Origin of the sequence: Kocuria sp. CH-021 (assembly GCF_049716185.1) — a bacterium.
Lineage (GTDB): Bacteria > Actinomycetota > Actinomycetes > Actinomycetales > Micrococcaceae > Kocuria > Kocuria cellulosilytica.
The window spans coordinates 19,333-43,877 of record NZ_JBNAFK010000019.1; the positions used below are offsets into that span (position 1 = coordinate 19,333).

General features: G+C 75.5%; 22 protein-coding genes. 14 read left to right on the top strand and 8 right to left on the bottom strand.

Features of this window, described 5'->3' with window-relative positions:
- Positions 1 to 88 precede the first annotated feature (88 nt).
- The 6 genes from ACPYN7_RS14085 (at position 89) to ACPYN7_RS14110 (ending at position 6,157) form a co-directional block, all read left to right on the top strand.
- The gene (locus tag ACPYN7_RS14085; protein WP_058873160.1) at positions 89 to 655 is read left to right on the top strand and encodes a helix-turn-helix domain-containing protein; all 567 of its coding nucleotides are present in this window, start codon (positions 89 to 91) and stop codon (positions 653 to 655) included.
- A gap of 58 nt (positions 656 to 713) precedes the next feature.
- Positions 714 to 1,799, top strand: a complete 1,086-nt coding sequence (gene speB / locus ACPYN7_RS14090) for an agmatinase (RefSeq protein ID WP_058873161.1) — start codon at positions 714 to 716, stop codon at positions 1,797 to 1,799.
- Between the two features lie 14 nt (positions 1,800 to 1,813).
- The gene (locus ACPYN7_RS14095) at positions 1,814 to 3,019 is read left to right on the top strand and encodes a PLP-dependent aminotransferase family protein (protein ID WP_424348062.1); all 1,206 of its coding nucleotides are present in this window, start codon (positions 1,814 to 1,816) and stop codon (positions 3,017 to 3,019) included.
- Between the two features lie 149 nt (positions 3,020 to 3,168).
- A complete protein-coding gene (locus ACPYN7_RS14100; protein ID WP_424348063.1) occupies positions 3,169 to 3,936 on the top strand; it encodes an alpha/beta fold hydrolase in 768 nt (255 codons plus the stop codon).
- Between the two features lie 94 nt (positions 3,937 to 4,030).
- A complete protein-coding gene (gene ygiD, locus ACPYN7_RS14105; RefSeq protein ID WP_424348064.1) occupies positions 4,031 to 4,909 on the top strand; it encodes a 4,5-DOPA dioxygenase extradiol in 879 nt (292 codons plus the stop codon).
- Positions 4,910 to 5,080: 171 nt separating this feature from the next.
- Entirely contained in the window at positions 5,081 to 6,157 is a 1,077-nt protein-coding gene (locus ACPYN7_RS14110) for a hypothetical protein (RefSeq protein WP_157571288.1), read from the top strand.
- 46 nt (positions 6,158 to 6,203) lie between these two features.
- Here ACPYN7_RS14110 and ACPYN7_RS14115 read toward each other — a convergent pair whose 3' ends face one another.
- From ACPYN7_RS14115 to ACPYN7_RS14125, 3 genes are all read right to left on the bottom strand, one after another.
- Positions 6,204 to 7,430, bottom strand: a complete 1,227-nt coding sequence (locus ACPYN7_RS14115; protein ID WP_424348065.1) for an FAD-dependent oxidoreductase — start codon at positions 7,428 to 7,430, stop codon at positions 6,204 to 6,206.
- A gap of 9 nt (positions 7,431 to 7,439) precedes the next feature.
- Positions 7,440 to 8,612 carry a type III polyketide synthase gene (locus ACPYN7_RS14120; RefSeq protein ID WP_058873166.1) on the bottom strand — a complete coding sequence of 391 codons (1,173 nt, stop codon included), beginning with the start codon at positions 8,610 to 8,612 and terminating at the stop codon, positions 7,440 to 7,442.
- A 113-nt stretch (positions 8,613 to 8,725) separates the two neighbouring features.
- Positions 8,726 to 9,337 carry a malonic semialdehyde reductase gene (locus ACPYN7_RS14125; protein ID WP_058873167.1) on the bottom strand — a complete coding sequence of 204 codons (612 nt, stop codon included), beginning with the start codon at positions 9,335 to 9,337 and terminating at the stop codon, positions 8,726 to 8,728.
- 115 nt (positions 9,338 to 9,452) lie between these two features.
- On the opposite strand from ACPYN7_RS14125, the gene ACPYN7_RS14130 reads away from it, so the two are divergent.
- The 3 genes from ACPYN7_RS14130 (at position 9,453) to ACPYN7_RS14140 (ending at position 14,182) form a co-directional block, all read left to right on the top strand.
- Positions 9,453 to 9,890, top strand: coding sequence for a DoxX family protein (locus ACPYN7_RS14130; protein WP_331457101.1), 438 nt, complete (start codon positions 9,453 to 9,455; stop codon positions 9,888 to 9,890).
- Positions 9,891 to 10,109: 219 nt separating this feature from the next.
- Entirely contained in the window at positions 10,110 to 11,768 is a 1,659-nt protein-coding gene (locus tag ACPYN7_RS14135; RefSeq protein WP_424348066.1) for a S8 family serine peptidase, read from the top strand.
- A 236-nt stretch (positions 11,769 to 12,004) separates the two neighbouring features.
- Positions 12,005 to 14,182, top strand: coding sequence for a S8 family serine peptidase (locus ACPYN7_RS14140; protein ID WP_424348067.1), 2,178 nt, complete (start codon positions 12,005 to 12,007; stop codon positions 14,180 to 14,182).
- Between the two features lie 32 nt (positions 14,183 to 14,214).
- Here the strand turns inward: ACPYN7_RS14140 and ACPYN7_RS14145 are convergent, their stop codons facing one another.
- Genes ACPYN7_RS14145 through ACPYN7_RS14155 form a run of 3 tightly spaced genes read right to left on the bottom strand, consistent with a single transcriptional unit; the run spans position 14,215 to position 16,214 of the window.
- Positions 14,215 to 14,763, bottom strand: a complete 549-nt coding sequence (locus tag ACPYN7_RS14145) for a TspO/MBR family protein (protein ID WP_424348068.1) — start codon at positions 14,761 to 14,763, stop codon at positions 14,215 to 14,217.
- Between the two features lie 3 nt (positions 14,764 to 14,766).
- On the bottom strand, positions 14,767 to 15,414 hold the full coding sequence (locus ACPYN7_RS14150) for a hypothetical protein (protein WP_424348069.1): 648 nt from the start codon (positions 15,412 to 15,414) through the stop codon (positions 14,767 to 14,769).
- Positions 15,411 to 16,214: a glycosyltransferase family A protein gene (locus tag ACPYN7_RS14155; protein WP_424348070.1), complete on the bottom strand. Its 804-nt coding sequence runs from the start codon at positions 16,212 to 16,214 to the stop codon at positions 15,411 to 15,413. The genes ACPYN7_RS14150 and ACPYN7_RS14155 overlap by 4 nt, the downstream gene beginning before the upstream one ends.
- Positions 16,215 to 16,252: 38 nt before the next feature.
- Between ACPYN7_RS14155 and ACPYN7_RS14160 the strand changes: the two genes are divergently transcribed.
- The 5 genes from ACPYN7_RS14160 to ACPYN7_RS14180 are packed head-to-tail and all read left to right on the top strand — an operon-like array spanning position 16,253 to position 22,047.
- Positions 16,253 to 16,876, top strand: coding sequence for a MarR family winged helix-turn-helix transcriptional regulator (locus ACPYN7_RS14160; protein WP_424348071.1), 624 nt, complete (start codon positions 16,253 to 16,255; stop codon positions 16,874 to 16,876).
- 47 nt (positions 16,877 to 16,923) lie between these two features.
- Positions 16,924 to 18,042: a polyprenyl synthetase family protein gene (locus ACPYN7_RS14165; protein ID WP_424348072.1), complete on the top strand. Its 1,119-nt coding sequence runs from the start codon at positions 16,924 to 16,926 to the stop codon at positions 18,040 to 18,042.
- Positions 18,039 to 20,525, top strand: coding sequence for a phytoene desaturase family protein (gene crtI, locus ACPYN7_RS14170; RefSeq protein ID WP_424348073.1), 2,487 nt, complete (start codon positions 18,039 to 18,041; stop codon positions 20,523 to 20,525). The genes ACPYN7_RS14165 and crtI overlap by 4 nt, the downstream gene beginning before the upstream one ends.
- Complete coding sequence (locus ACPYN7_RS14175; RefSeq protein ID WP_424348074.1) at positions 20,522 to 20,869, top strand: lycopene cyclase domain-containing protein; 348 nt, start codon at positions 20,522 to 20,524, stop codon at positions 20,867 to 20,869. Before crtI ends, ACPYN7_RS14175 begins: the two co-directional genes overlap by 4 nt.
- Complete coding sequence (locus ACPYN7_RS14180) at positions 20,866 to 22,047, top strand: prenyltransferase (protein ID WP_424348075.1); 1,182 nt, start codon at positions 20,866 to 20,868, stop codon at positions 22,045 to 22,047. The genes ACPYN7_RS14175 and ACPYN7_RS14180 overlap by 4 nt, the downstream gene beginning before the upstream one ends.
- On the opposite strand, the gene ACPYN7_RS14185 is transcribed toward ACPYN7_RS14180, so the two are convergent.
- Positions 22,037 to 23,530 (bottom strand): phytoene desaturase family protein, encoded by a 1,494-nt coding sequence (locus ACPYN7_RS14185; RefSeq protein ID WP_424348076.1) that lies wholly within the window; start codon positions 23,528 to 23,530, stop codon positions 22,037 to 22,039. The genes ACPYN7_RS14180 and ACPYN7_RS14185 overlap by 11 nt on opposite strands.
- Complete coding sequence (locus ACPYN7_RS14190) at positions 23,527 to 24,393, bottom strand: UbiA family prenyltransferase (RefSeq protein ID WP_424348077.1); 867 nt, start codon at positions 24,391 to 24,393, stop codon at positions 23,527 to 23,529. The genes ACPYN7_RS14185 and ACPYN7_RS14190 overlap by 4 nt, the downstream gene beginning before the upstream one ends.
- Positions 24,394 to 24,545: the final 152 nt, after the last annotated feature.

Sequence of the window (24,545 nt, forward strand, 5' to 3'; positions counted from 1 at the left end):
CCCACATAGTATGATGCAGATCATGTTTTGGGAACGGGTCCGGGTCGTGACGGGCGGGTGAACCCGTCCGGGAGGAGGAGGCGTCGTCGTGAAAGCACTGCCCATCGAGAGCTCCGGGCACTCCGCCGCCGTGGGATCGCGGCTGCGCAACCACCGGCGGCGCAGCCACATGACCATCGACCAGCTCGCCTCCGCGGCGGGTCTCACCAAGGGCTTCGTGAGCCGGGTCGAGCGGGACATCACCTCCCCGTCCGTGGACTCCCTGGTGCGGATGTGCCAGGTGCTGCGGATCGACGTGGGGGCGCTCTTCGCCGGGCCCGCCGACGTGGAGGTGGTCCGGCTCGCGGACGCCCCGCACATCGACCTCGGCGGCGAGGGGATCGAGGAGCAGCTCGTCACGCCGGCGGCCCAGCGCTCGGTCCAGGTCATCCGGGCCCGCGTGGCCGCCGGCGGCCGGGGCGAGGACGCGATGTACAGCATGGACTGCGAGACCGAGGTGCTGCATCTGGTCAGCGGCCTGTTCCGCCTCCACGTCCCGGACCGCACCTACGACCTGGCGGCCGGGGACACCGTGACGTTCCCCGGCTCCGAGCCGCACACGTGGGAGAACCCCGGCACCGAGGAGGCCGTGCTGCTGTGGATCCTCGGCTCCTGAGCTCCCCGCCCGTCCCGTCCACCATCCCCGTCTCCACCCACCGAGAGGACACCACGCCATGAATCCCGAGCGCATCACCGGCTCCGCCCCGGACGGCACCCCCGTCGTCGGGCCCGTCAACGCCGCCCTGACCCCGCGCTGGGCCGGACTGGGCACGTTCGCCCGCCTGCCGCGCACGGACGAGGTCGCGCACACGGACATCGCCGTGGTGGGCGTGCCGTTCGACGCCGGCGTCTCCTACCGGCCCGGCGCCCGGTTCGGGGCCAACCACGTCCGGGAGTCCTCCCGCCTGCTGCGCCCCTACAACCCCGCGCAGAACGTCTCCCCGTTCGCCGGGACGCAGGTCGCCGACGCCGGGGACATCGTGGCCAACCCCTTCGACATCCCCGAGGCGATCGCCGCCATCGAGGCCCAGGCCGCGGAGCTCATGGGCGAGGACACCCGGCTCGTGGCGATCGGCGGCGACCACACCATCGCCCTGCCGCTGCTGCGCGCCGTCCACGCCCGCCACGGCAAGGTCGCGCTGCTGCACTTCGACGCCCACCTGGACACGTGGGACACCTACTTCGGCGCCGAGTACACCCACGGCACGCCCTTCCGCCGCGCGTTCGAGGAGGGCCTGCTCGACACGGACGCGGTGTGCCACGTCGGCACCCGCGGTCCGCTCTACGGCACCGAGGACCTCGACGACGACGCCCGCTTCGGCTTCGGCATCGTCTCCTCCGCCGACGTCATGCGGCTGGGGGTGGACGCCGTCGTGGCGCACCTGCGGGAGCGCGTCGGCGACCGCCCGCTCTACGTGTCCCTGGACATCGACGTTCTGGACCCGGCCCACGCCCCCGGCACGGGGACCCCGGAGGCCGGCGGCATGACCAGCCGGGAGGTGCTCGAGATCCTGCGCGGGCTGCGGGGCACGCACGTGGTCGGGGCCGACGTCGTCGAGGTCGCCCCGGCCTACGACCACGCGGAGATCACCGGGGTGGCCGCCGCGCACGTGGCCTACGAGCTCATCAGCCTCCTCGCGCTGGGCCCCGGCGCGGCCCCGGACGGGCCCGCCTACGGTCTGTCCGGGCACGTCTACGGGGACGCCGCGCCGGGGCCGGCGCAGGGCCCGGCGCAGGAGACCTCGGGGGAGCAGCGGTGACCGGGGGCGCGGCCGTGACCCCCTGGCCCGGCCACACCTCGCTGTTCGCCCACCGCGCCGACGAGTTCCGGCCCTCCCCGGTCCGCGCCGTGTTCGAGATCGCGATGCGCCCCGGGATGATCTCCCTGGCCGGCGGGAACCCGGACATGAGCGTGCTCCCGCACGACGCCGTGGCCGCGATGGCGGCGCGGATCCTCACCGAGCGCGGGCCCGAGGTGCTGCAGTACGGCTCCGGGGCCGGGATCGAGCGCCTGCCCGGACTGGTCGTCGAGCTCATGCGCCTGCAGGGCGCGGAGACCACGCCCGACTCGATCCAGATCACCACCGGGTCCCAGGCGGGTCTCGACCTCGTGACCAAGCTGTTCTGCGACCCGGGGGACGTGGTCGTGGCCGAGGGCCCCACCTACGTGGGGGCCCTCGGCGTGTTCGGCAGCTACGAGGTCGAGGTCGCGCACGTGGACGTCGACGACGACGGGCTGGACCCCGAGGCGGTCGCCGAGCGGATCGACGGGCTGCGGGCCGCCGGCCGGCGGGTGAAGTTCGTCTACACCGTGCCGAACTTCTCCAACCCCACGGGCGTGACGACCACCGAGGACCGGCGCCGCCGGCTCGTGGAGGTCTGCGCCGAGCGCGGCGTGCTCGTCCTCGAGGACGACCCGTACGCGCTGCTCGGCTTCGACCGCGCCCACCGGCTCCCGTCCCTGTACTCGCTGGACCCCGGCACCGTGATCCACCTGGGCAGCTTCTCCAAGATCTTCTCGCCGGGGCTGCGGGTGGGCTGGATCGCCGCCGCGCCGGCGGTGCGGGCGCGGCTGCAGATCGCGGCCGAGGCCGTGACCATCCACCCGTCCGTGCTCAGCCAGGAGCTCGCCGCGGAGTACGTGGCCGGCGAGCACTGGCGGCCCGCCCTGGACCGGGCGGTGGAGCTCTACCGGTCCCGCTGCGCCGCCATGATGGCGGCCCTCGAGCGGTTCATGCCGGCGGGGGTGCGCTGGACGCGCCCGGCCGGCGGGTTCTTCACGTGGCTGGACCTCGACCCGGCCCTCGACCACGGGGACCTCCTGGGCCGGGCCATCGGGCACGGCGTGGTGCTCGTGCCCGGCGGGGCCTGCTACGCGGACGGGCGCGCCTCCACGAGCCTGCGCCTGGCCTACTCCGCGGCCTCGGAGGAGGACATCACCGAGGGGGTCCGGCGGCTGGGCGAGATGCTGCGCGGCTGAGCGGGAGCGCGGCCGAGCGGCCGAGGCGGCCGCTCGGCCACGCGCGTGGGGGAGGTCCTCGCGATCCTGCCCCGCGCGGTCCTGCCCCACGCGGTCCTGCCCCGTGCCCGTGCTGCTGCGGTGTCCCCGGCAGGGGCGATACTGGCCGCATGAGCGAGGAGCCGACCGGCCGGATCGGGGGCCTGTGGTCCAGCGCCCGCGGGAACGGGCCGCACTTCGTCCTGCTGCACCCCGGGGGCACGGACTCCCGCGCCCTGGGCCCACTGGTGGCGGAGCTGATCGGCCGGTACCGGGTGATCACCCCCGACCAGCGCGGGCACGGACGCACCCCCGACCGGGAGGGCCCGCTCTCCTACGCGGCGATGGCCGAGGACACCATCGCCTTCCTCGGCGCCGCGGCCGAGACGCCGGTGCACCTGCTGGGGTTCAGCGACGGCGCCGTCGTCGCCCTGACCGTGGCGCTGCGACGGCCCGACCTGGTCCGGGACCTCGTGGTCGCGGGCGGGGTGTACCACCACGACGGCTGGGAGCCCGGCGTCCTGGCGGAGGAGGCGGAGGCGCCGGAGTTCATGGCCGACGCCTACGCGGAGGTCTCCCCGGACGGCCGCGAGCACTACGGCGAGGTGGTGGCAAAGCTGCGGCGGATGCACGCGGCGGAACCGGCCTGCACGGACGCGGACCTGGCGGACCTCGGCCTTCCCGTCCTCGTGCTCGTCGGCGACGACGACGAGGTGCGGCTCGAGCACGCCGTGGCCCTGTACCGCGCCCTGCCGCACGGGGAGCTGGCCGTGGTCCCGCACGCCTCCCACGGCGTGCTCGTCGAGAAGCCGCAGCTGTGCGCGCGGCTGATCACCGACTTCCACGCCGCCGACAAGCCGGCCGGCTTCGCCCCGAGGCGGCGCCGCACGGGACGCTGACCGGGCAGGCTTGGCGGGAGCGCCGGCGCCGGGCAGGATGGCCGCAACAGACCACTGTGGCCGCGCCCCTCGGGGCCGGCGCCGAGGAGGCGGGATGAGCACGCGGAACCCTGGTGCGGACGTCGTGATGCCGGCGGCGTTCTTCGGGCACGGCAACCCCATGAACGCCCTGGAGGTCAACCGGTACACCTCCGCCTGGCGGGCGTTCGGGGCCTCGGTGCCGCGTCCCCGGGCCATCCTGGTGGTCAGCGCGCACTGGTACATCAACGCCACCGCGGTCACCGCGATGCCGGCGCCGCGCACGATCCACGACTTCTACGGCTTCCCGCAGGAGCTCTTCGACGTGCAGTACCCCGCCCCCGGGCTGCCGGGCCTGGTCGAGGAGATCAGCGACACCGTCCACCCCACCTGGATCGGGGCCGACGTCGACAGCTGGGGCATCGACCACGGCACCTGGTCCGTGCTCACCCACGCCTTCCCGGACGCCACGATCCCGGTGCTGCAGATGAGCATCAACGCCGACAAGCCCCTGGACTACCACCTGGACCTCGGCGCCCGCCTCGCCCCGCTGCGGGAGGCGGGCGTGCTGATCATCGCCAGCGGCAACATCGTGCACAACCTGGGCGGGATGGACTGGACGCGCACCGACGAGGGCTACGACTGGGCGCGGCGCTTCAACGAGGACGCCAAGGAGCGGATCCTCACCGACCCCACCGAGCTGGCGGCCCTGGACGCCCACCGCGACTGGGAGCTGGCCGTGCCCACCCCCGACCACTTCATCCCCTCCCTGTACCTGGCCGGGCTCGCCGGGGCCGCCGGGGCCACGGACACGGACGTGCTCGTCGACGGCTACTCCTACGGCTCCCTGTCGATGACCGCCTACACCCTGGGCATGGATCACCTGCCGGCGGCCGGTGCGGGCGGGTCCTCCCGGCCGCCGGCCGGCCTGCCCCCGGACGGCTCCAACATCTGAACTCCGCGACCCGCCGCGCCCGCGACCGGCTCCAGGACGGCATCGGCCGTGGCCGTCCGCCGGCCCGGTCGTCACCCTCCTGCTGACTATGCTCGTGGGACGACGTCGAGGTGTTCCCCGGAGCGGTTCCCGCGGCCGCGGCAGCACGTGCGCCCCGGGGTAGGAGGCAGAGTGCAGACGCTGACCGTAGGAGTGCTGGCCGACCCCGGCCTGCCGGAGAAGGTGGCCCACCGGGTGGCCGAGGACCTGCCGGGCGCGCTGTCCCAGCGCACCGGCCCGGAGGTGTCCTGGGAGGTGGAGGTCAGCCGTGAGACCCTGCCCCTGACGCCCGAGGGCGACATCCCGATCCTGGACAAGGCCGACGCGCTGCGCGAGGCGCACGGCTGGGACTGTGTGGTGTACCTGACGGACCTGCCGCGCGACCACGACGGGGACCCCATGCTGTGCGAGGTCAGCGCGGGGGCCGCCGCCGCACTGGTCTCGCTGCCGAGCCTGGGCGCGGACCACTTCTCCCGCAAGGCCTGCCGGCTGATGGCCGCCCTGGTCGGCGAGATCCGCAACGATGCCCGGCGCCGCCCGTCCCCGTCCGCGGTGCACGAGGCCCTGGGCCGGACGGCGGTGCGCCGCGTGTCCCCGGCGGACGGCGGGGACACCTCGTACCTCGTGCTGCCCGGGTGGGTGAACCGGCTGCGGCTGCTGATCGGCATGGTGCTGAGCAACCGTCCCGGACGGCTGCTGCCGGCCCTGGCCAGCTGCGTGGCCGCCGCCGCGGCCACCGGCGCCTTCGGCATCTTCTACGCCTCCATCTGGAACATGTCAGACGCCCTGTCCCCGGTCCGGCTGGCCATGGTCAGTCTGGTGGTCACCGCGGCGCTGAGCGGGTGGCTGATCTTCCACAACAACCTCTGGAACCGCACCCGGGACGCCGAGGCGCCCTGGCGGGCGGGCTCGGACAACGCCTCCACGGTCATCACCGTGTGGCTGAGCGTGGCCATGATGTACGTGCTCCTGTGGGCGATGCTCTTCGTCGTGGGCCTGGCGGTGATCGAGGCCGGCTACCTCGAGTCCCAGCTGGGGCATCCGGTGAATGTGCTGGACTACGGGCACCTGGCGTGGCTGGCCGCGTCCCTGGGCACCCTGGCCGGGGCCCTCGGCTCGAACTTCGACAGCGACGAGGCCATCCGCGAGGCCACCTACAGCCGGCGGGAGCACCAGCGCCGCCAGCTCGCCGACACCTACGAGGACTGAGGGCGATGTCGCCGGCGGCCGGCCGGTTCCGTCCGGGGAGCCGGGCTCAGGCCAGCAGGGCCTCCGCGGCCCGGCGCCCGGAGCGCAGGGCGCCCTGGGTCGAGCCGTCGGTGCGGTGGTCACCGCACACGTAGAGGCCGTCGCCGAGGGCCACGGGCCGGTCGGCCACGAGCCCGGGCGGCTGCTCGGGCAGCGCCCGGCGCACCTCGTGCACGGTCAGCAGGTCCCAGGCGGCGGTGTCGGCGGACCAGATCGCGGCCAGCTGCCGGCGGACGTCGGCCTCGGCCGGGAGCGCGGCGCCCCGCGGGAGCAGGGCGCTCGCCTGGATCAGCGCACGGCCGTCCGGGGTGTAGCTGGGGGCGGCGTTGCTGACCACGGCCGTGTCGATCAGCGGGCCGTCGGTCTCGCCCGGCAGGACGAGGCACCCGAGCTCCGAGGGCGCGGACTCCGCCGCGAACCACCAGGTCGCCTCGCCCTTCATGGGGGTCTCCGGCAGGTCCAGGAGCCCGGCGGCGGCAGGGGCCTCGGCGGCCACGACCACCGAGGGCGCCCGCCGGACGGCGTCGCCGGCGCCCACGGCCCACCCGTCGCCGGTGCGCCGCACCGAGTCCACACGGGTCCCGAGGACGGCGGGGGCCCGGAGCCCGTCGTGGATCCAGTCCGGCAGCGCACCCATGCCCGCGGCCGGCAGTCCCGGCGTGCCGAGCAGGAACCAGCCGACGAGCTCGCGCACGAAGGCGGCCGAGGTGCGGCCCTCGTCCTCGAGGATCACGCCGGCCAGGAACGGCTCGAGCACCAGGTCCCGCAGCGGGCCCCGCACCCCGGCGGCGTCGAGCGAGTCGTGCCAGGCGAGGTCCCGCTCCTGCCGCCGCCGGGTGCGGGGGTCCAGACCCGTGGCGAGCCAGGCCGCCAGGGCGGGCAGCCGGCGCAGCTCCACGAGCGGGCTGCGCAGCGTGTCCGCCAGCCGGGACGGGACGCGCCGCGGATCGGCGAGGACGTCGATCCCGTCGCCGCGGCGGACACCGGCCGCGGCGTCGAACTTCTGGATCCTCAGCGCCGCGACGTCCACGCTGCGCCGCAGCTCGGTGTAGGCGGGGTTGAGCACCTGGAACCCGCGGTCGCAGCGGAAGCCGTCGACCACGTCGGTGCGGACCCGGCCCCCGACCCCGTCCGAGGCCTCCAGGACCGCCACGTCCAGTCCGTGCTGCTCGAGCAGCCGGGCGCACTGCAGGCCTGCGAGTCCGGCGCCGACGACGACGACGTCGTGGTCCACGGGAACCTCCTAGCGGATCGGGACGGCCGCGGCGGGGTCGAGCTCCGCGGCCGGTGCGGCGACCCGGGCGGGGATGGTGAACAGCGCCGACTCTACGGTCAGGCCCGGCCCGAACGCCAGGGCGCAGACGGTGCGGACCTCGTCCGCGGGGGCCTCGTCGATCACCTGGCGCAGGACGTGCAGGACGGTCACGCTGCTCATGTTGCCCCGCGTGGCGAGCACGTCCCGGGACTCCCGCAGCGCCTCGGGCGGCAGCCCCAGGGTGTGCTCGAGCTTGTCGAGGATGCCCCGGCCGCCCGGGTGGAGGGCCCAGTCGGTGATGCTGTCCCGGTCCACGGCGCCCTCGGGACCGTCGAGCAGGGCCTCCAGGGCGGCGTGGATGTTGTCCTCGAGGACCTGGGGCACGGCGGCGCCGAGGATCATCTCGAACCCGGCGTCGCCGATGGTCCAGGCCATGGCCTCCTCGCCGTCCGGGATCACGAGGGTGCGGAAGCGGTCGAGCTCGAGCAGCGGCGTGACGCCCTCGGGGACCCTCGCGCTGACCACGGCCGCCGCCGCGCCGTCGGCGAAGAGGGCGGCGCCCCGGATGGCGTCCGGGTCCCGGGCCGGGCGCAGGTGCAGCGTGCACAGCTCCACGGCGACCAGCAGGACGACGGCGTCCGGGCCCGCCGTGGCGATGGACGCGGCCTGGCGCAGTCCGATCAGCCCGCCGTGGCAGCCCATGAAGCCGATGTGCGCGCGGCGGGCGGACGGGTCGAGGCCGAGGTCCCGGACCAGGTGGTAGTCGGGGCCGGGGGCGAAGAAGCCGGTGCAGGAGACGGTCACCACGTCGGTGATCGACGCGGGGTCGAGGCCGGGGCACCGTGCGAGGGCGTCCCGCGCGGCCTCCGCGAAGAGGGCCGGGGCGCGCTCCACGTAGGTGGCGTTGCGGACGCCGGTCAGGGGCCCCAGGAACCGGCCGTCCGGGGTGATGTACGGCGAGCCGCCGCGGGCTCCGTCCTCGACCAGCTCCGGGAGCACCGTGTGCCGGCGCTCGACCCCGGAGGCGCCGAACACCGTGCGCAGCAGCCGGGCGTTGAGCCGGTCGGTGCCGGGCTGGGCCTGGTAGAGGTCCTGGGCGTCGGTCTGCTCGAGCACGTGCGGCGGGAGGGCCGTGCCGAGGGACAGGAGTGCGGGCGTCATCCTCTCCAGTATCCGTCCTCGGGCCGACAGGTGCCACGGAGGACGCGCGGAGGGCGGTGGCGGCGCGGAGGGCCGGACGGGCCCGCGCACGGGCGGGCCCGTCCGGAAGGGCCTCAGACGGTGCTGGTCGCGGTGTCGAAGTCCAGGCGCGGCAGCCGGTCGTGGCGCGGGGCGGCGGGGGCGCCGATGTTCACGACCAGCAGGGAGCGGCGGGTGGTCCCGGCGTGGAACTCGGCGTCCACGCCGGCGGGGTCGAACCCGCCCATGGGGCCCGCGGCGAGGCCCACGGCCCGCACGGCCAGCACGAAGTACCCGGCCTGCAGGTGGGCGTTGTCCCGGCCCATCCGCTCGCGCAGCTCCTCGTTGCCGGCGAACATCTCCTGCTTGCCGGCGGCCGGCGGGAAGACGACGGGCAGGTGCTCGTGCCAGTCCACGTCGTAGCCGAGCACCGCGACGACGGGGGCGGCGGCGGTCTTCGCCCGGTTGCCCTCGGCCATGTGGGGGAGCAGCCGCTCCCGGGCGTCCGCGGAGCGGATCCACGTGACGCGCAGCGGCTGGATGTTCATGGCGGTGGGGCCCATCCTGGCGAGCTCGAAGATCGCGCGGAGCTGCTCGTCGGACACGGGCTCGTCGAGGAACTCGGAGGCCGTGCGGGCCTCGCGGAAGAGCAGGTCCGCGGCGAGGGCGTCGAGGGTGAGCTGGTCCTGCAGGGCGTCGAGAGCCATGGGATGTCCTTTCGGGTGCACGCACTTACTGGTGTACACGTCAACAAAGCGGGAGGCCGGTCTATGCCGGGAAGGACTGTGCGGTCCGTCACGCCGCGGTGGGTACGCTGGCCCCATGATCCCTCGTCCCCGGCAGCGCCCGTTCCCCGCAGCCCCCGGCCGGCGCGGGCCCCGCGGCGGCCGCGGCGGTGCCGCGGCGTCCCCGGCGCTGCGGATGGGGGCGGCCCTGTGCACGACGGGCACGCTGCATCTCGCCCGGCCCGCCCTCTTCGACGGGCTGATCCCCCGTTCGCTGCCCGGGGCGCCGCGCACCTGGACGCTGGGCTCCGGGGCGGCCGAGCTCGGCGTCGGGGCGCTGCTGCTCCACCCCCGCACCCGCCGCGCCGGGGGCTGGGCCGCGGCGGCCCTCCTCGTGGGCGTGTGGCCGGGCAACGTCACCATGGCCTGGCGCGCCCGCCGCGGCTCCCCGGCGCGGCGGGCCGTGACGCTCGCGCGGCTCCCGCTGCAGGTCCCGATGATCGCCGCGGCGCTGCGCATCGCCCGGACCGGCTGAACGCCCACCGCCCGGCGGAACGCCGACCGCCCGGCGGCGCGCCCACCGGTGCCCGCGCCGCGAGGGTCGCATTGGGTCACACACGCACACGCTTCCTACGCTGGACGGAGCACAGGAGTGGGGGCTCCGTTTCCGCAGGGGGATCGCTCTCGCTCCAGTCCATCGGGGGGTGGGCTGTGCGCGCCGTGCCGCCTCCCGTCCCGACGGCCGGAGGAATCCTTGACGACCACCCGCACCACCGCCGCGCTCGCGCTCGCGGCCGCACTCGCCCTCGTCCCGCTGGGCTCCGCCGCGGCGACGACCGGGACCGCACTGCCCGGGGCCCCGGCCTCGCAGCCGGTTCCCGAGGCCGCCGGGACCGCTCCCGGAGCGGCTCCCGCCCCGGGGCCGGCCCGGGCGACGGACCGCCTCGTCGTGAAGTTCCACGAGGAGGCCGTCCCCGAGGACTCGCGCGACGTCGTGTACGCGCAGGCGGCCAGCCGCTCCGGGGACGCCGGGCTCGTGGAGACCGCGGCCACCGCGGACGGCGCACAGGTGGTGCGCACCGGCGCGATGCTGGCCGGCGACGAGCTCGAGGCGCTCACCACCGCCCTGGAGCAGGACCCCGCCGTCGAGTACGCGGAGCCGGACCTGCTGGCGACCACCGCCGCGGTGCCGAACGACCCGTCCTACGCGACGCTGCAGTGGAGCCTGTGGGACGACCCGGCCGGGCTGGGCATGCCTCTCGCGTGGGACCGGGCCACCGGCGCCGGGCAGACCATCGCGATCGTGGACACCGGCATCACCTCCCACCCCGACCTGGACGCGAACGTCCTGCCCGGCTACGACTTCGTCTCCACGGCCCAGAACGGCCGGGACGGCGACGGGTGGGACGCGGACCCGACCGACATGGGCGACCACCCGGACTCCGTGCTGTGCCCCAACAGCCCCATGCCGGTGAGCGCCACCTGGCACGGCACCCACACGGCCGGCGTCGCCGCGGCCGACGCGAACAACGGCGTGGGCATCTCGGGCGTGGCCCCGGACGCGAAGATCCTCCCCGTGCGCGCCGTGGGCGCCTGCAGCCAGGGGTACATCACCGACGTCGCCGCGGGCATCCGGTGGGCCAGTGGCGCCCCGGTGGCGGGCGCCGCCGCCAACCCGAACCCCGCGACCGTCATCAACCTCAGCCTCGGCGTGCCGGGGGAGTGCCCGGCGGTGCTGCAGTCCGCGATCAGCGAGGCCCTGGGCCGGGGGATCCCCGTGGTCGCGGCCGCGGGCAACCAGGGTGTGGACGCCGCGCAGTCCGCGCCGGCCAACTGCGCCGGCGTGATCTCGGTCGCCGCGACCGACGTCGCGGGCGCCCTGGCCCCCTACTCCAACTTCGGCTCGGTCACGCTCGCGGCCCCGGGCGGCGATCCCTACGCGCAGATCCTCTCCACCGGCAACGCCGGGACCCAGGGCCTCGGGGCGCCCACGTACACGGAGCGCAACGGCACCTCCATGGCGGCGCCCGCCGTCTCCGGCGCCGTGGCGCAGCTCCGCCAGCTCTCGCCCCGGCTGGGCGTGGCGGGCCTGCGGGACGCACTGACCTCCACGGCCCGGCAGGCCCCCGGCGGGTGCGCGCCGGGGTGCGGCGCGGGAATCGTGGACCCGGTCTCCGCGCTGATCGCGGTGCAGGGCGGCAAGCCCTTCACCACCCGGGGCGGCATCGGCACGCTGCACCGCAAGATCGGCACGACCACCGGTGAGGCCCGCTCCCGCGAGCTGTGCGCCCTGGGCGGCACCCCGTGCTTCCAGGAGTTCGCCCGGGGATGGATCGTCTGGAACGCCGGCCAGGGTGCTCGCTGGCAGCCGGACCTGCCGAACCGGTGGTGGGAGATCACCTCCACCCGCTGACGCCCCGGCCCTGCGGCGCCGTCCACCCCTGGGGGTGGACGGCGCCGTCGTCGTCCGCGGCCCGGTTCTCCGGGCCACCTCCGCAAGTACAGTGAAACGCATGGAACTTCCCATTCGGTAACAGAAGCAACCGCTCCGTACGCTGAGCGCAGCGGCGCCGACCCCACCCCCCCCTTCGCGGCCGGTGCGCTGCGGGTCCTCGCCGCGCGCCGCACCCCCCACCGGCTGGAGCATCCATGACGTCCTTCCCCGGCCGCGCCCTGGCGGCCGCCCTGGTCCTGACCCTGGTCGGTGCCGCCGTCCCCGCAGCCGCCCGGCCCCCCGTGGACACCACCGTGCCGGTCCCGTCCCGGCACGCGCCCGGGACGGAAGACCTCGGGGCGGAAGTCCCCGGGACGGAGGAGTCCGGCGCGGACGAGCCCCGGCGCACCGGCGCGACCGACCGGGTGGTCGTGAAGTTCCGGGACGGCGCGGAGGCCGCCCCGCGGACCCGGGAGCGCGTCTACGCGGAGGCCGCGGAGCAGGCCCTGCCGCGGGGCGCGGCGGCGGGCGGGTCCGGGGGGACGGCGCCCCGGCTGGACGAGGTCAGCGAGACCGTGGACTCGGCCCGGGTCGTGGCGGCGGACGGGCTCCTCGACGCGCGGCAGCTCGAGACCCTGACCGCCGCCCTCGAGGAGGACCCGGCCGTCGAGTACGCCGAGCCGGACCACCTCGCGGGCATCGCCGCGGTGCCCGACGACCCCTACTACGCGACGTCCCAGTGGAACCTCCGGCCCGCGGCGGCGGGCCTCGACCTGCCCGCCGCGTGGGACCGGGCCACCGGTGCGGGCCAGACCATCGCGGTCGTGGACACCGGGATCACGCCCCACCCGGACCTGGACGCCAACGTCCTGCCGGGCCACGACTTCGTCTCCCTGCACGCCGGCGGTGTGCAGCCGGGCCACTCCCGCGACGGCGACGGATGGGATCCGGACCCCCAGGACGAGGGCGACTACGCGGGCCTGGACGAGTGCTGGTCCGGCTCCGCGGCCAGGACCTCCTCCTGGCACGGCACGCACACGGCCGGCATCGCGGCGGCACGGGGGAACAACGCCACCGGCGTGGCCGGTGTCGCCTACGACGCGAAGCTGCTGCCGGTGCGCGCCCTCGGGGCCTGCGGGGACGGGTACATCTCGGACATCGCCGTGGCGATCGCCTGGGCCGCGGGCCACGACGTCGAGGGCGTCCCGGCGAACCCCCACCCGGCGACCGTGGTGAACCTCAGCCTCGGCTTCCGCTCCAGCACGTGCCCGGCCGTCCTGCAGGAGGGGATCGACCGGGCCCTCGCCCGCGGGACGAGCGTGGTCGTGGCGGCGGGCAACAACGACCGCGACGCCCGGGAGGAGTCCCCGGCCAACTGCCGGGGCGTGATCACCGTGGCCGCCACCACCGCTCAGGGCGCGCGTGCCGGGTACTCCAACTGGGGCAGGGTCACGCTGGCCGCCCCGGGCGGGGACCCCTCCCGGCAGATCCTCTCCACCGCCAACGCCGGGAGCGCCCGGCCCGGCAGCGGCTCCTACTCCTACAAGTACGGCACGTCGATGGCCAGTCCCACGGTCGCCGGGGTCGTGGCCCTGGTCCGCGAGACGGATCCGTCCCTCTCCCCGGCCCAGGTCAAGGACGTCCTGGCCGCCACGGCCCGGCCGCTGCCCGGGCCCTGCCCGGGCGGCTGCGGCGCCGGGCTCGTGCACCCCAGAGCCGCCGTGGCCCGGGCCACGCTCCAGGAGGGCTACACCGTGCAGGGCGCCATCGGGTGGCTGCACGCCCGGATCGGCTCGTCCACCGGGGCGCCGCGCTCGCACGAACGGTGCGGCCTCGCGCAGGAGGGCTGCTACCAGGAGTTCGAGCACGGAGCGATCTACTGGAGCCCCGACTCCGGCGCCCGGTGGGTGCACGGCGGCGTGCGGAGCGCCTGGCACCGGGCCGGTGGCGTCAACGGCGTCCTCGGCTATCCGCGGTCCGGGGAGCGGAGCAACGGCGCCGGGGGCGTGCAGCAGCTCTTCCAGGGGGGCACGGTCGTCTGGAGCGCCGGGACCGGCGGGGCCGCCGTGCGGGGGGCCATCGGCGGGCGCTGGGCGGCCCTGGGCGCGGAGACGGGTCTGCTGGGGTACCCGCTGGGCCGCGAGCGCGGCGGCCTGGTCGGCGGCGGGGCGCGGCAGGACTTCGAGCGGGGACGGGTGCTGTGGTCACCCGCCACCGGCGCGCAGCCCGTGCGCGGGGCGATCGGCCGGGCGCACGCCGACCTCCGGGGCGAGCAGGGCCGCCTGGGCTACCCGGTGACCCCGGAGCACCGCTCCGGGGACTCGGTCGTCCAGCACTTCCAGGGCGGAACGATCCGCTACCGCCACGGCGGGATCACGATCTCCTCCCGCTGACCGGGCCCGGCCGGCGCCGGGGACGGCCCGGCTCAGGCGTTGAGCCGGTGGATGCGGGCGCTCAGGACGGTCGCGAAGCCGCACCAGCCGGCGTAGGGGAGCAGCGCGGCGCCGTGGAGCGGGCGTGCCTGCGCCGCACGGCGTGCGAGGTCGGCGGTGCTGACGGTCAGCGCCGCGGCCGTCGCCGTGGCCAGGGCCGTGTCGTGCTTCGTGAAGAAGACCCAGCTCCAGCCCGCGTTCAGGGCGAGGTTCAGCGCGAGCGCCCGGCGGTAGCCGCGCTCGAGCCGCGCCGCCTCGGACGGGGGACGCACCGGCCGCCGGATCGTGCGCACCCGCGAGCCGCGGCGGTGCAGGCCCGAGCCGGCCTGCCGCTGCAGCTCGGTGAGCACGGCGGCGGAGGTGATCGCCAGGTCCGCGTAGAGCGCGGTCCACACGACCGGGAAGACGGCGGCCGGCGGCTGCAGCGCGGGCTTGCGCAGGTGCCGGTACCAGGGGCTGTCCACCCCGGCGGAGGCCGCGGTGCCGGCCGCGGCGGCGGCCCCCGTCTGCACGGTGGTCTTGAGCAGGTTCGTCCAGAACATGGGTCAGTCCTTCTTCTCGGTGGTGTCTTGGTCCTCGGTGCTGCCCGGCCTCCGCACGGTGCCGGATCGCTGCGTGCCGCCCGGTCGCGCTGTGCTGCCCGGTCGCTCCGTGGCGCGCGGCTTCCCTCCGGCGCCCGCCCGCTGCCGCGCCCAGGTGCCGAGGATGCCGGCGACGAGCGACCCGGCGTGGCCGGCGGCCAGATCGCCCATGGTGTCCAGATAGCCCACGTTCACCTGGGGGTCCACCAGGTAGAAGCCGGCGAACTCGAGGTACTCCCACACGAGGGCCAGTGCCGCGCCCAGGGAGCTGACCACGACCACGTGGGACACCGGGCCCGGGGACGAGAGCCGGGACCAGCGCTCGAGGGCGCGGAACGCGAGCTCGGCCAGCACGGCGGTGGCCGCGAAGTGGACGACCAGGTCCCAGTGCTCGAGCTTCTCGTAGAGCAGGAACACGGAGCTCCAGGCCGCGAGCAGCAGCGTCAGGTCCGTGGTGATCTCCAGGGCCGCCGGCAGCCGGGCCCGCCACGTGATGGTGACGGCCAGGCACACGAGCATCATGACGGAGGCGCCCACGAGGTCGAAGAACAGAACGGTGAGCAGCACGGAGAGGGGGCCGAGCCACCGCACCACGAGGGCGAGCCGGCTCATCCGCGGCCCCCGTCCGGCCGGTGCCCCAGGCGCGCCTGCCACCGCTCCCACGGGCGCTCGTCGGCCCAGTTCAGCCGGATCGTCCGGAAGCCGCGCGCCAGCCGGCGGGCGGCGGGGCGACCGCCCCGCAGCGCCCGGGGGGACATGCCCACGGACAGGCCGGGCCGGAAGAGGATCCGGTGCCCGGGGTCCAGCCGGAAGCTGAGGTCCAGGTCGTCGTGCAGCTCCGGGTCCTGCCGGTGGACGCGGTCCCGCACCTCGAGCCACCAGGACCGGCGCATCGCCATGTTCGTGCCGAACAGGGGCGGGTGGGCCAGCGCGGCGGCCGTGCTGAGCACGTACAGGCCCATGTAGAGCACGGACAGCAGCCGGTCGACGCCGGGCGGGAGGCCGTGGAAGCGGCCGGGGCCGGCCACGGCGACCACGCCCGGGCGGGATCCGAGGGCCGCGAGCAGCCCGGCGATCCACTCCGGGCCGGGGAGGCTGTCCGCGTCGCAGCGCACCACCACGTCGCCCCGGGCGGCGTCGTAGCCGGCGGCGGCGGCGGGCGGGATGCCCGGCACGGGCTCGAACACCACGCGGGCCCCGGCGGCGCGGGCGACCTCGGCGGTGCCGTCGCTCGAGGCGTTGTCCACCACCACGATCTCGTCCGGCGGCCGGGTCTGCGCCGTGAGCAGCCGCAGGCACCGCGCGAGGTGCACGGCGTCGTCCCGGGCGGGCACGACCACGGACACCGCCGGGCTCCCGGGCGCCTCCGGCGGCGGGAGGTCCGGGCCGGCGTGATCTCTGCTGTCGGTCATGGCCCCATTCTCCCGTGCCCGCGCCCTAGACTCGGGACATGCAGTCCGACGAGGGCACGAACAGCAGGTCCGGCGCCGAGGCGCCGGACCGGTTCCCGGGCGGCAACCCGCACCAGGGACGGCGGGGGTTCGACGTGCTCTTCCTGCTGCAGCACTTCAGCACCGAGGCCGAGCGCTACGCGGACCAGGTCCGCCGCCGTTTCGGCCTGGCGCACAAGGACGTCCACGCCCTCAACGAGGTCATGCAGGCCAACCGTGCGGGCCGGCCGATCCGCGCCGGCGACATCGCCCAGCGGCTCGTGCTGAGCGGCTCGGCGACCACGTCGGTGATCAAGCGCCTGGTCTCCGCAGGCCACCTGGTGCGCGCGGTCGACCCCCGGGACCGGCGGGAGGTCAGCCTGCTGGCCACCGACCAGGCCTACCGCTCCGGCCGGCAGATGTTCTCGGCCATGGGCGAGGAGGTCCTGGCGGTGCTCGACGACTGCACCGACGAGGAGATCGAGGTGCTGCGGCGGCGCCTGCCCCAGCTCACCGACGCGGTCCGGCGGGCCGGCCGCCGGGCGGGGGAGGGCCCGGCGACGGGGGAGGGCTCGGCGACGGGGGTCGCCGAGGAGCAGGGGGCCGCGCCGGCGGGCCCCGGAGCGGTCCCGCGCCCGGCGTGACGCGGACCATTGATTCGATTTTCGAAGGACTGTGGTGGAATGGGGGAATGGTGACGGTCTTCTCGCGCGAATCGGCCTTTCCGAGCGCCCGGCAGGGCACCGGGACACGGACCGGGCACGGCGGCGGCGGGGAACCCGCCCCGGTTCCCGTCCTGGAGGAGTTCCTGGCCGAGGCCACCGGTCGCGCGGAGGCCGTGGACCCCGGCTTCGCCCGGCTGTGGGGCGAGGTCGCCCGGCTCAGCTCCGGGGGCAAGCGGATCCGCCCGCACCTGGTCCGTCTCACGGCCGGCGCCTATCCCGCGCCCGAGCCGGAGCCCGTGGTCGAGGCCGTCGGTGCGGCGTTCGAGCTGCTGCACACCGCCCTCATCGTCCACGACGACGTCATCGACCAGGACGAGCAGCGCCGGCACCAGCCCACGATCAACGCCGCCGCCGCCACCCGCGCGTTCGCGTCGGGCTCGGGGCAGGACCAGGCGCGCCAGTACGGCGCGAGCGTGGGCGTCATCGCGGGGGACCTCGCCCTCGCCGGCGCGTACCGGCTCGTGGCCCGCTCCGGGCTCTCGCCCGAACGGCTACCCCGCCTCCTCGACCTGCTCGACGCCGCCCTGTTCTCCTCGGCCGCGGGCGAGCTGCTCGACGTGGACCACGCGCTGCCCGGCGCCCGCCCGGGCCGCGAGCAGGTCCTCGCGGCGACGTGCCTGAAGACGGCGGTCTACTCCTTCGAGACCCCCCTGCAGGCCGGGGGAGTGCTGGGCGGGGCCCCCGCCGGGGACGTGGAGGTGCTCGGCCGCCTGGGCCGGACCGTGGGCACCGCCTATCAGCTCGTGGACGACCTGCTCGGGGTCTTCGGGGATCCGGAGGCCACGGGCAAGTCCGTGCTCAGCGACCTGCGGGAGGGCAAGCGGACCATGCTCGTCGCCGCCGCCCTGTGCACCCCCGCCGGCGAGGAGCTCGACGCGATCCTGGGCCGCCACGAGATCAGCGGGGAGCAGGCCCTCCGGGCCCGGGAGCTGCTCGAGCGGTGCGGGGCCCGGCAGGAGGTCGAGGCCATGGTCACCGAGTGCGCGGACGAGGCCCGGGCCCTGCTCGACGCCGCGGGGCTGCCCGCGTCCCTCGAGCAGGACCTGCGGCGCATCGTCGCCGGGGCCACGGAGCGCATCCGGTGACCGCCGCCCAGCACACCGGGTCACCGGCCGAGGCCGCCGCCCGCTACGACGACACCGCCCAGCAGGCGGCCGCGACCGTCATCCGCCGCTACTCCACGTCCTTCGGGCTCGCCTGCCGCCTGCTGGGCCCGGAGATCCGCCCGGACGTCTACGCCGTCTACGCGCTGGTGCGGATCGCCGACGAGATCGTCGACGGCGCCAGCGCCGGCGCCGGCGTCCCGCCCCGCGGGTCGCGGGAGCTCCTGGACGCCCTCGAGGAGGAGACGTACGGCGCGATCGAGCGGGGCTTCAGCAGCAACCTCGTGGTGCACGCCTTCGCCCGCGCGGCCCGCCGGGCCGGGATCGGCCCCGAGCTCGTGCGCCCGTTCTTCGCGTCGATGCGCGCCGACCTCAGCGCGGACCGGCACAGCGCCGACTCCCTCGACGAGTACGTGTACGGCTCGGCCGAGGTCGTGGGGCTGATGTGCCTGCAGGTGTTCCTGGCCGGTCGCCCCGTGCCCGAGCCGCGCCGGGCGCAGCTCGTGGCGGGGGCCCGGCGGCTGGGGGCGGCGTTCCAGAAGGTCAACTTCCTGCGCGACCTGGCGGAGGACTACGGGGAGCTCGGCCGCGTGTACTTCCCCGGCGTGGAGCCCGGTGAGTTCTCCGAGGCCGAGAAGAACCGCCTCCTCGACGACATCGACGCCGACCTCGCGGCCGCCCGCGCGGTCATCGACGACCTCCCCAGGTCGTCCCGCGCCGCCGTCCTCGCCGCCCACGAACTGTTCCGGGAGCTGTCCGTGCGGATCCGCGCCACCCCTGCCCGGGAGCTGCTGAGCTCCCGCATCCGCGTGCCGAACCCGCGCAAGGCCGGGCTCGCCGCGGCCGCCGTGGTCCGGGCGCGCGCCCGGCGTCGCGCCCCCGCGCCCCGGGGACGCCGTGCCGTGGTGGTGGGTGCGGGCATCGCCGGACTGGCCGCCGCGGGCCTGCTCGCGAAGGACGGCTGGGACGTGACCGTCCTGGAGCGCGGGAGCACGACCGGCGGGCGCGCCGGGCTGCTCGAGCGGGACGGCTTCCGCTTCGACACCGGACCCTCCTGGTACCTCATGCCGGAGGTCTTCGACCACTTCTTCCGGCTCATGGGCTCCAGCGCTGCCGAGGAGCTCGAGCTCGTCCGGCTGGACCCCGCCTACCGGGTCTGGGGCGAGCGCTACGAGCGGCCGATCGACATCCGCTCGGACCTCGAGGACACCGTGGCGCTGTTCGAGTCGGTGGAGCCCGGGGCGGGCGGGCGGATCCGCGCGTACCTGGCCTCGGCGAAGCGGACCTACGACCTCGCCGTCGACCACTTCCTCTACACCTCCTACGCCTCGTTCACGCCGCTGCTCACCGGGCCGGTGGTGCGGGGCCTGCCGGAGCTCGCCCGCCACCTCACCGGGTCCCTGCACGACCTCGCCGCCCGCACCGTGCAGGACACGCGGCTGCGGCAGGTGCTGGGGTATCCGGCCGTCTTCCTGGCCAGCGCGCCCCGGATGACGCCGTCCCTGTACCACCTCATGAGCCACATGGACCTCACGGACTCCGTCCAGTACCCGCAGGGCGGGTTCCGCCGGGTCGTCGAGGCCGTGGAGGGGCTCGCCCTCGCCCACGGCGCGCGGATCCGGACGGGGGCGGACGTGCTGCGGATCAGCACCTCCCCGGCCGCCGACGGCCCGGTCCGGGCCACCGGCGTCGTGTGGCGGGACGCGGACGGGGCCGAGCACGAGCTCGCCGCGGACGTGGTCGTCTCGGCCGCGGACCTGCACCACACCGAGACCGCGCTGCTCCCAAGGGAGCTGCAGAGCTACCCGCAGCGGTACTGGGACCGGCGCCAGACCGGCCCCGGCGCGGTGCTCGTGATGCTCGGGGTGCGCGGGGAGCTGCCCGAGCTGCCGCACCACAGCCTGTTCTTCAGCGAGGACTGGGACGCGAACTTCCGGGCGATCTTCGAGGAGCCCACCAGCGTGCCGGACCCCGCGTCCGTGTACGTCTGCAAGCCCTCGGCGACCGACCCCGCCGTGGCGCCCGAGGGGCACGAGAACCTCTTCGTGCTGATCCCGGTCCCCGCCGACCCCGCGCTGGGAGCGGGCGGGCCGGACGGCACCGGCTCCGCGCGGGTCGAGGCCGTCGCGGACCGGGTGATCGACCAGATCGCGGCGTGGGCCGGCGTGCCGGAGCTGCGGGAGCGCGTCGTGGTGCGCCACACCGTGGGCCCGGAGGACTTCCGGCGGGACTTCAACTCCTGGCGCGGCAACGTGCTGGGCCCCGCCCACGTGCTCAAGCAGTCCGCGTTCTTCCGGGGCGCCAACCGCAGCCGGAAGGTCGCGGGCCTGCACTACTGCGGGGCCTCGACCATCCCCGGCATCGGCCTGCCGATGTGCTTGATCAGCGCGGAGATCCTGCTCAAGGACCTGCGCGGGGACACCTCCACCGGCCCCCTGGCAGAACCCCTGGTGCCGCGCGGATGAGCTTCGTGTACCTCGGCTTCCTGCTGCTCAGCCTGGCCGGGATGGTGCTCCTCGACGTGCGCGAGCGGCTGTTCTTCGCCCAGGACCCCCGCCGGGCGGCGCTCGTGCTGCTGACGGGGCTGGTGTTCTTCCTCGCCTGGGACGTCGCCGGGATCAGCCTCGGGATCTTCCTGCACAGCCGGAGCGCGTGGGCGACCGGCTGGATGGTCGCCCCGCAGATCCCCGTCGAGGAGGTCGTGTTCCTCGTGTTCCTCTGCTACCTGACCATGAACCTGGTCCGGCTCACGGAGAAGGCGCTGGCACGCCGCTCCGCCCGGGCCCGCGGAGAGGCGGAGGCCCCGTGACCTACGCCCTCGTCATTCCCGTCTTCCTCGCGCTCGCCCTGACCCCGGCCACCCTGCTGGTCCGCAGGCCCTCCCCGGCGCCTCCCCGGCGCCGGGCCCTGGCCGTGCTCGGGATCTCCTTCGCGGTGCTCGCGGTGCTCACGGTGGTCTTCGACAACCTCATGATCGCCGCCGGGTTCTTCGACTACGGGGCCGGGCACATCACGGAGCTGCGGATCGGTCTGGTGCCGGTCGAGGACTTCGCGTACCCGCTCGCCGCGCTGCTGCTGCTGCCGTCGCTGTGGTGGGGGCTGGCCGAGCGGGGGCGGCTCGCCGCCACCGTGCGCACCCTCGTGGCCACCTCCCGGCCGGTCTCCTGGGTCAACACCGCCTACCCCTTCGCGGCGGCCTACGTCATGACCACCGGCCGGGCGGACGTGCCCCTCGTGGTGGGGACGCTGTTCTTCCTCTTCCCGTACAACCTGCTGATGTACGGGATCAACGACGTCTTCGACTACGAGTCCGACCTCCGCAACCCCCGCAAGGGCGGTGTCGAGGGCGCGCTCGTGGACCGGTCCGAGCACCGGATGATCCTCGTGGGCTCGGTGCTGGTGGCCCTGCCCTTCCTGGCGTACCTGTTCCTGGCGGGCGGCGCCGCCGCGGCGGGGATGCTGGTGGTCAGCCTGTTCGCGGTGGTCGCCTACAGCGTCAAGGGGCTGCGCTTCAAGGAGGTCCCGTTCCTGGACTCGGCGACCTCCGCCACGCACTTCGTGTCCCCGGCGGTCTACGGCCTCGTGCTCGCCGGGGCGGACCGGTCACCGGGTCTCGTGGCCCTGTGCGCCGCGTTCTTCCTCTGGTCGATGGCCTCGCAGGCGTTCGGGGCGGTCCAGGACGTCCGGGCGGACCGGGAGGGCGGGCTGCGCTCGATCGCGACGGTCCTGGGCGCCCGCCGCACGGTGTGGGCCGCCGGGGCGTTCTACCTCGCGGCCGGGGTGCTCCTGCTGCTCACCCCCTGGCCCGGGCCGGTGGCGTCCTTCCTGGTGCTGCCCTACCTCGCCAACCTCGTGCCGTTCCTGTCCATCACGGACGCCGGCTGCGAACGCGCCAACCGGGGCTGGCGCCGGTTCCTGTCGCTCAACTACGTCACCGGCTTCCTCGTGACGATGCTGCTGCTCTGGGCGTGGGAGCTCAGCCGGTGACCGGTTCCCGCCGCCCGGGCCGGGGGCCGCGGACGGGACCGGGATCCCGCTGCAGGCGCCGCAGCAGCTTGTCGGTCGAGACCATGGCCCCGCCCAGCACCGCCGGCAGCCCGCCGCCCGGGTGGACGGAGGCCCCCACCCGGCACAGCCACGGCCGCAGGGGACTCATGTAGGACGGGGCGTGCAGCGGGCCGCTGCGCCAGGCCGGGTGCACCGCCCCGTACAGCGCGCCGCCCGCCGAGCCGTGCGCGGCGAAGTGGGCGGGGTCGAGGACCTCCGTGCTCCGGAAGCGGTCCGGAAGCCGTCCGGGCAGCCCGAGCACCCGGGCGGTGCGCTCGAGCTCCCGCACGACGAACGGGTCCTCGAGGGTGTACGACTTCCCGTTGGCCGGTGCGGTGAGCAGCACGGCGAGCGTGGGGGCACTGTTGGGGTAGACCCCGTGCGCCGGGTAGTAGTTCGCGAACGCCATGGTCTGCTCGGGCTCGGTCCCGGCCTCCAGGTCGGCGTAGAGATCGGCCGGGCGGTCGGGCAGGACGACGCCGTGCCGGGGCGTCCCCTCGGGCAGCCCGGCGCCGAGCACCGCGTAGATCCCGATCGCCGAGCAGCTGAGCCGGCGCGGCACCCGGGGCGCGCGCCCGGCGAGCAGCCCGTCCAGCCGGTGGGCGTCCAGCCCGCCGACCACGGCGTCGGCCGGGTACGTGCCCTGCTCCGTGCGGACCCGGCGGCGGGCGACGGAGGTCACCGGTTCACCGGTGCGGATCTCCACCCCGGACGCCACTGCCAGCCGCCGCAGGGCCTCGACGAGCTCGTGCACGCCGCCCCGGGGGATCCAGACCCCGTCGCGTGCCATCACGGCGGGCATGCTCGCGTACAGGGCCGGGGTGCGCGCCGGGCCGACCCCGGCGTTGAGGGTGTGGATGGCGATGACCTCGCGCAGGCCCTCGGGCATCCAGGTGAGGCTGTCGAGGTAGCTGCGGGTCGTGAGCCGCCGCCCGTAGAGGCTCCCGAGCCGGCCCAGCGCGGGACGGGCCGCCCGGTCCATCACCTCCGTGGTCAGCAGCCGGGTGATGTCCGGGCCGAGCGGCCCGTGCTCGGCCTCGAAGCGGACCCAGGCCGCGTGCCAGGGGTGCCCGGGCGGGACGGGCAGCTCGCACCGGTCGCCGCGGTAGTAGTACGTGCCGACCTCGGGCAGGCGCTCCAGCTCGAGCCCGGCCGTCTCCGCGGCCCTCGGCCCGCGGTCCCCCGCCGGCGCGGCGGCGTCCCGCAGCCGGTCCAGGCGGCGGAGGAGCTCCTCCCACACGCCCGGGAACGTGAACAGGGACGGCCCCGTGTCCATGCGCTGGCCCGCGGCCTCGATGCGGCGGCTCTTGCCCCCGAGCCGGTCGGCGGCCTCGAGCAGGGTGACCTGGTGACCGGCGTGGCCGAGCAGGGCGGCCGAGGTCAGGCCGCCGAGACCGCCGCCGACGACGACGACGCGGCTCACGGGTACAGCCCCAGGTACAGCGCCACCGTCAGCTGCACCCCGGCCACGGAGCCGGCGACGTAGGGGAAGGCGATGGAGTGCCGGTACAGCCGGTGCCCGGTCCCGGGCCGCGGGTCCCGCAGGAGGGACAGCACGAGCCACCCGGCGATGAGGGCGTTGACCGCGGCCACCGGGAGGCTGACCAGCGCGAAGCACAGCGTGGACACGGCCCACCAGCCGCCGCTCCACAGGCCCGCCCCGCGCGGGCCGAGCCGGACGGCCGTGGTCGTGATGGCCACCGCGCGGTCCTCCTCGATGTCCTGGACGGCGTCGAAGGCGTGCTTGGCCACGCTCCAGGCCATCAGGCCCAGTGCGGCGGACCACACGGGGGCCTGCCCGAGGGCAAGGGGGAGGAAGACCAGGGGCAGGGCGTAGGCGGCGTTGCTCAGCGAGTCCAGGAAGGGCCGGGCCTTGAAGCGCACGGGCGGGGCCGAGTAGAGCACGAAGACCAGGACGTACAGCGCGATCCAGGCCAGCGCGGCCGGGGACAGGGCGACGGCGAACCAGACGAGGAACGGCGCGTTGGTGACGAGCACCGCGGTCCAGATCGTGCGCACCTCGGAGGAGTCGATCAGCGCCCCCTCGAGCGAGCCCTTGCGCGGGTTGAGGGCGTCGGTGTCCTGGTCGAAGACGTCGTTGACGCCGTAGATCAGCAGGTTGAACGGGAGGGTGAGCCACAGCAGGAGCGGCAGCGCCTCCCACTGCCACAGCGACCCGGCGAGCCACATCCCCACCACGCCGGGGCCCAGGGTGTTGACCCAGAGCACCGGCCGGGCGATGTGCACGATCCGCTGCACGGCGGGGACGGATCCTGCCTGGGTCACGGCGGCGGCTCTCCTCGGACGACAGATGACCGGGGAGCCCCGGTGCCTCCAGACTACGTGGGTTCCGGGGCCGGTGGGGCAGGGGCCGGACCGGCCCGGCCCGCGGGAGCAGGCGCGGCGGACGGCCGGCTCGTGCTCCGTCCGGTGCGCGG

Excerpts from the sequence above, each read along its gene's own strand:
- speB (WP_058873161.1), top strand. The coding sequence starts at position 714 with ATGAATCCCGAGCGCATCACCGGCTCCGCCCCGGACGGCACCCCCGTC.
- ACPYN7_RS14100 (WP_424348063.1), top strand. The coding sequence starts at position 3,169 with ATGAGCGAGGAGCCGACCGGCCGGATCGGGGGCCTGTGGTCCAGCGCC.
- ygiD (WP_424348064.1), top strand. The coding sequence starts at position 4,031 with ATGAGCACGCGGAACCCTGGTGCGGACGTCGTGATGCCGGCGGCGTTC.
- ACPYN7_RS14120 (WP_058873166.1), bottom strand. The coding sequence starts at position 8,612 with ATGACGCCCGCACTCCTGTCCCTCGGCACGGCCCTCCCGCCGCACGTG.
- ACPYN7_RS14125 (WP_058873167.1), bottom strand. The coding sequence starts at position 9,337 with ATGGCTCTCGACGCCCTGCAGGACCAGCTCACCCTCGACGCCCTCGCC.
- ACPYN7_RS14130 (WP_331457101.1), top strand. The coding sequence starts at position 9,453 with ATGATCCCTCGTCCCCGGCAGCGCCCGTTCCCCGCAGCCCCCGGCCGG.
- ACPYN7_RS14140 (WP_424348067.1), top strand. The coding sequence starts at position 12,005 with ATGACGTCCTTCCCCGGCCGCGCCCTGGCGGCCGCCCTGGTCCTGACC.
- ACPYN7_RS14145 (WP_424348068.1), bottom strand. The coding sequence starts at position 14,763 with ATGTTCTGGACGAACCTGCTCAAGACCACCGTGCAGACGGGGGCCGCC.
- ACPYN7_RS14150 (WP_424348069.1), bottom strand. The coding sequence starts at position 15,414 with ATGAGCCGGCTCGCCCTCGTGGTGCGGTGGCTCGGCCCCCTCTCCGTG.
- ACPYN7_RS14155 (WP_424348070.1), bottom strand. The coding sequence starts at position 16,214 with ATGACCGACAGCAGAGATCACGCCGGCCCGGACCTCCCGCCGCCGGAG.
- ACPYN7_RS14160 (WP_424348071.1), top strand. The coding sequence starts at position 16,253 with ATGCAGTCCGACGAGGGCACGAACAGCAGGTCCGGCGCCGAGGCGCCG.
- ACPYN7_RS14165 (WP_424348072.1), top strand. The coding sequence starts at position 16,924 with ATGGTGACGGTCTTCTCGCGCGAATCGGCCTTTCCGAGCGCCCGGCAG.
- ACPYN7_RS14175 (WP_424348074.1), top strand. The coding sequence starts at position 20,522 with ATGAGCTTCGTGTACCTCGGCTTCCTGCTGCTCAGCCTGGCCGGGATG.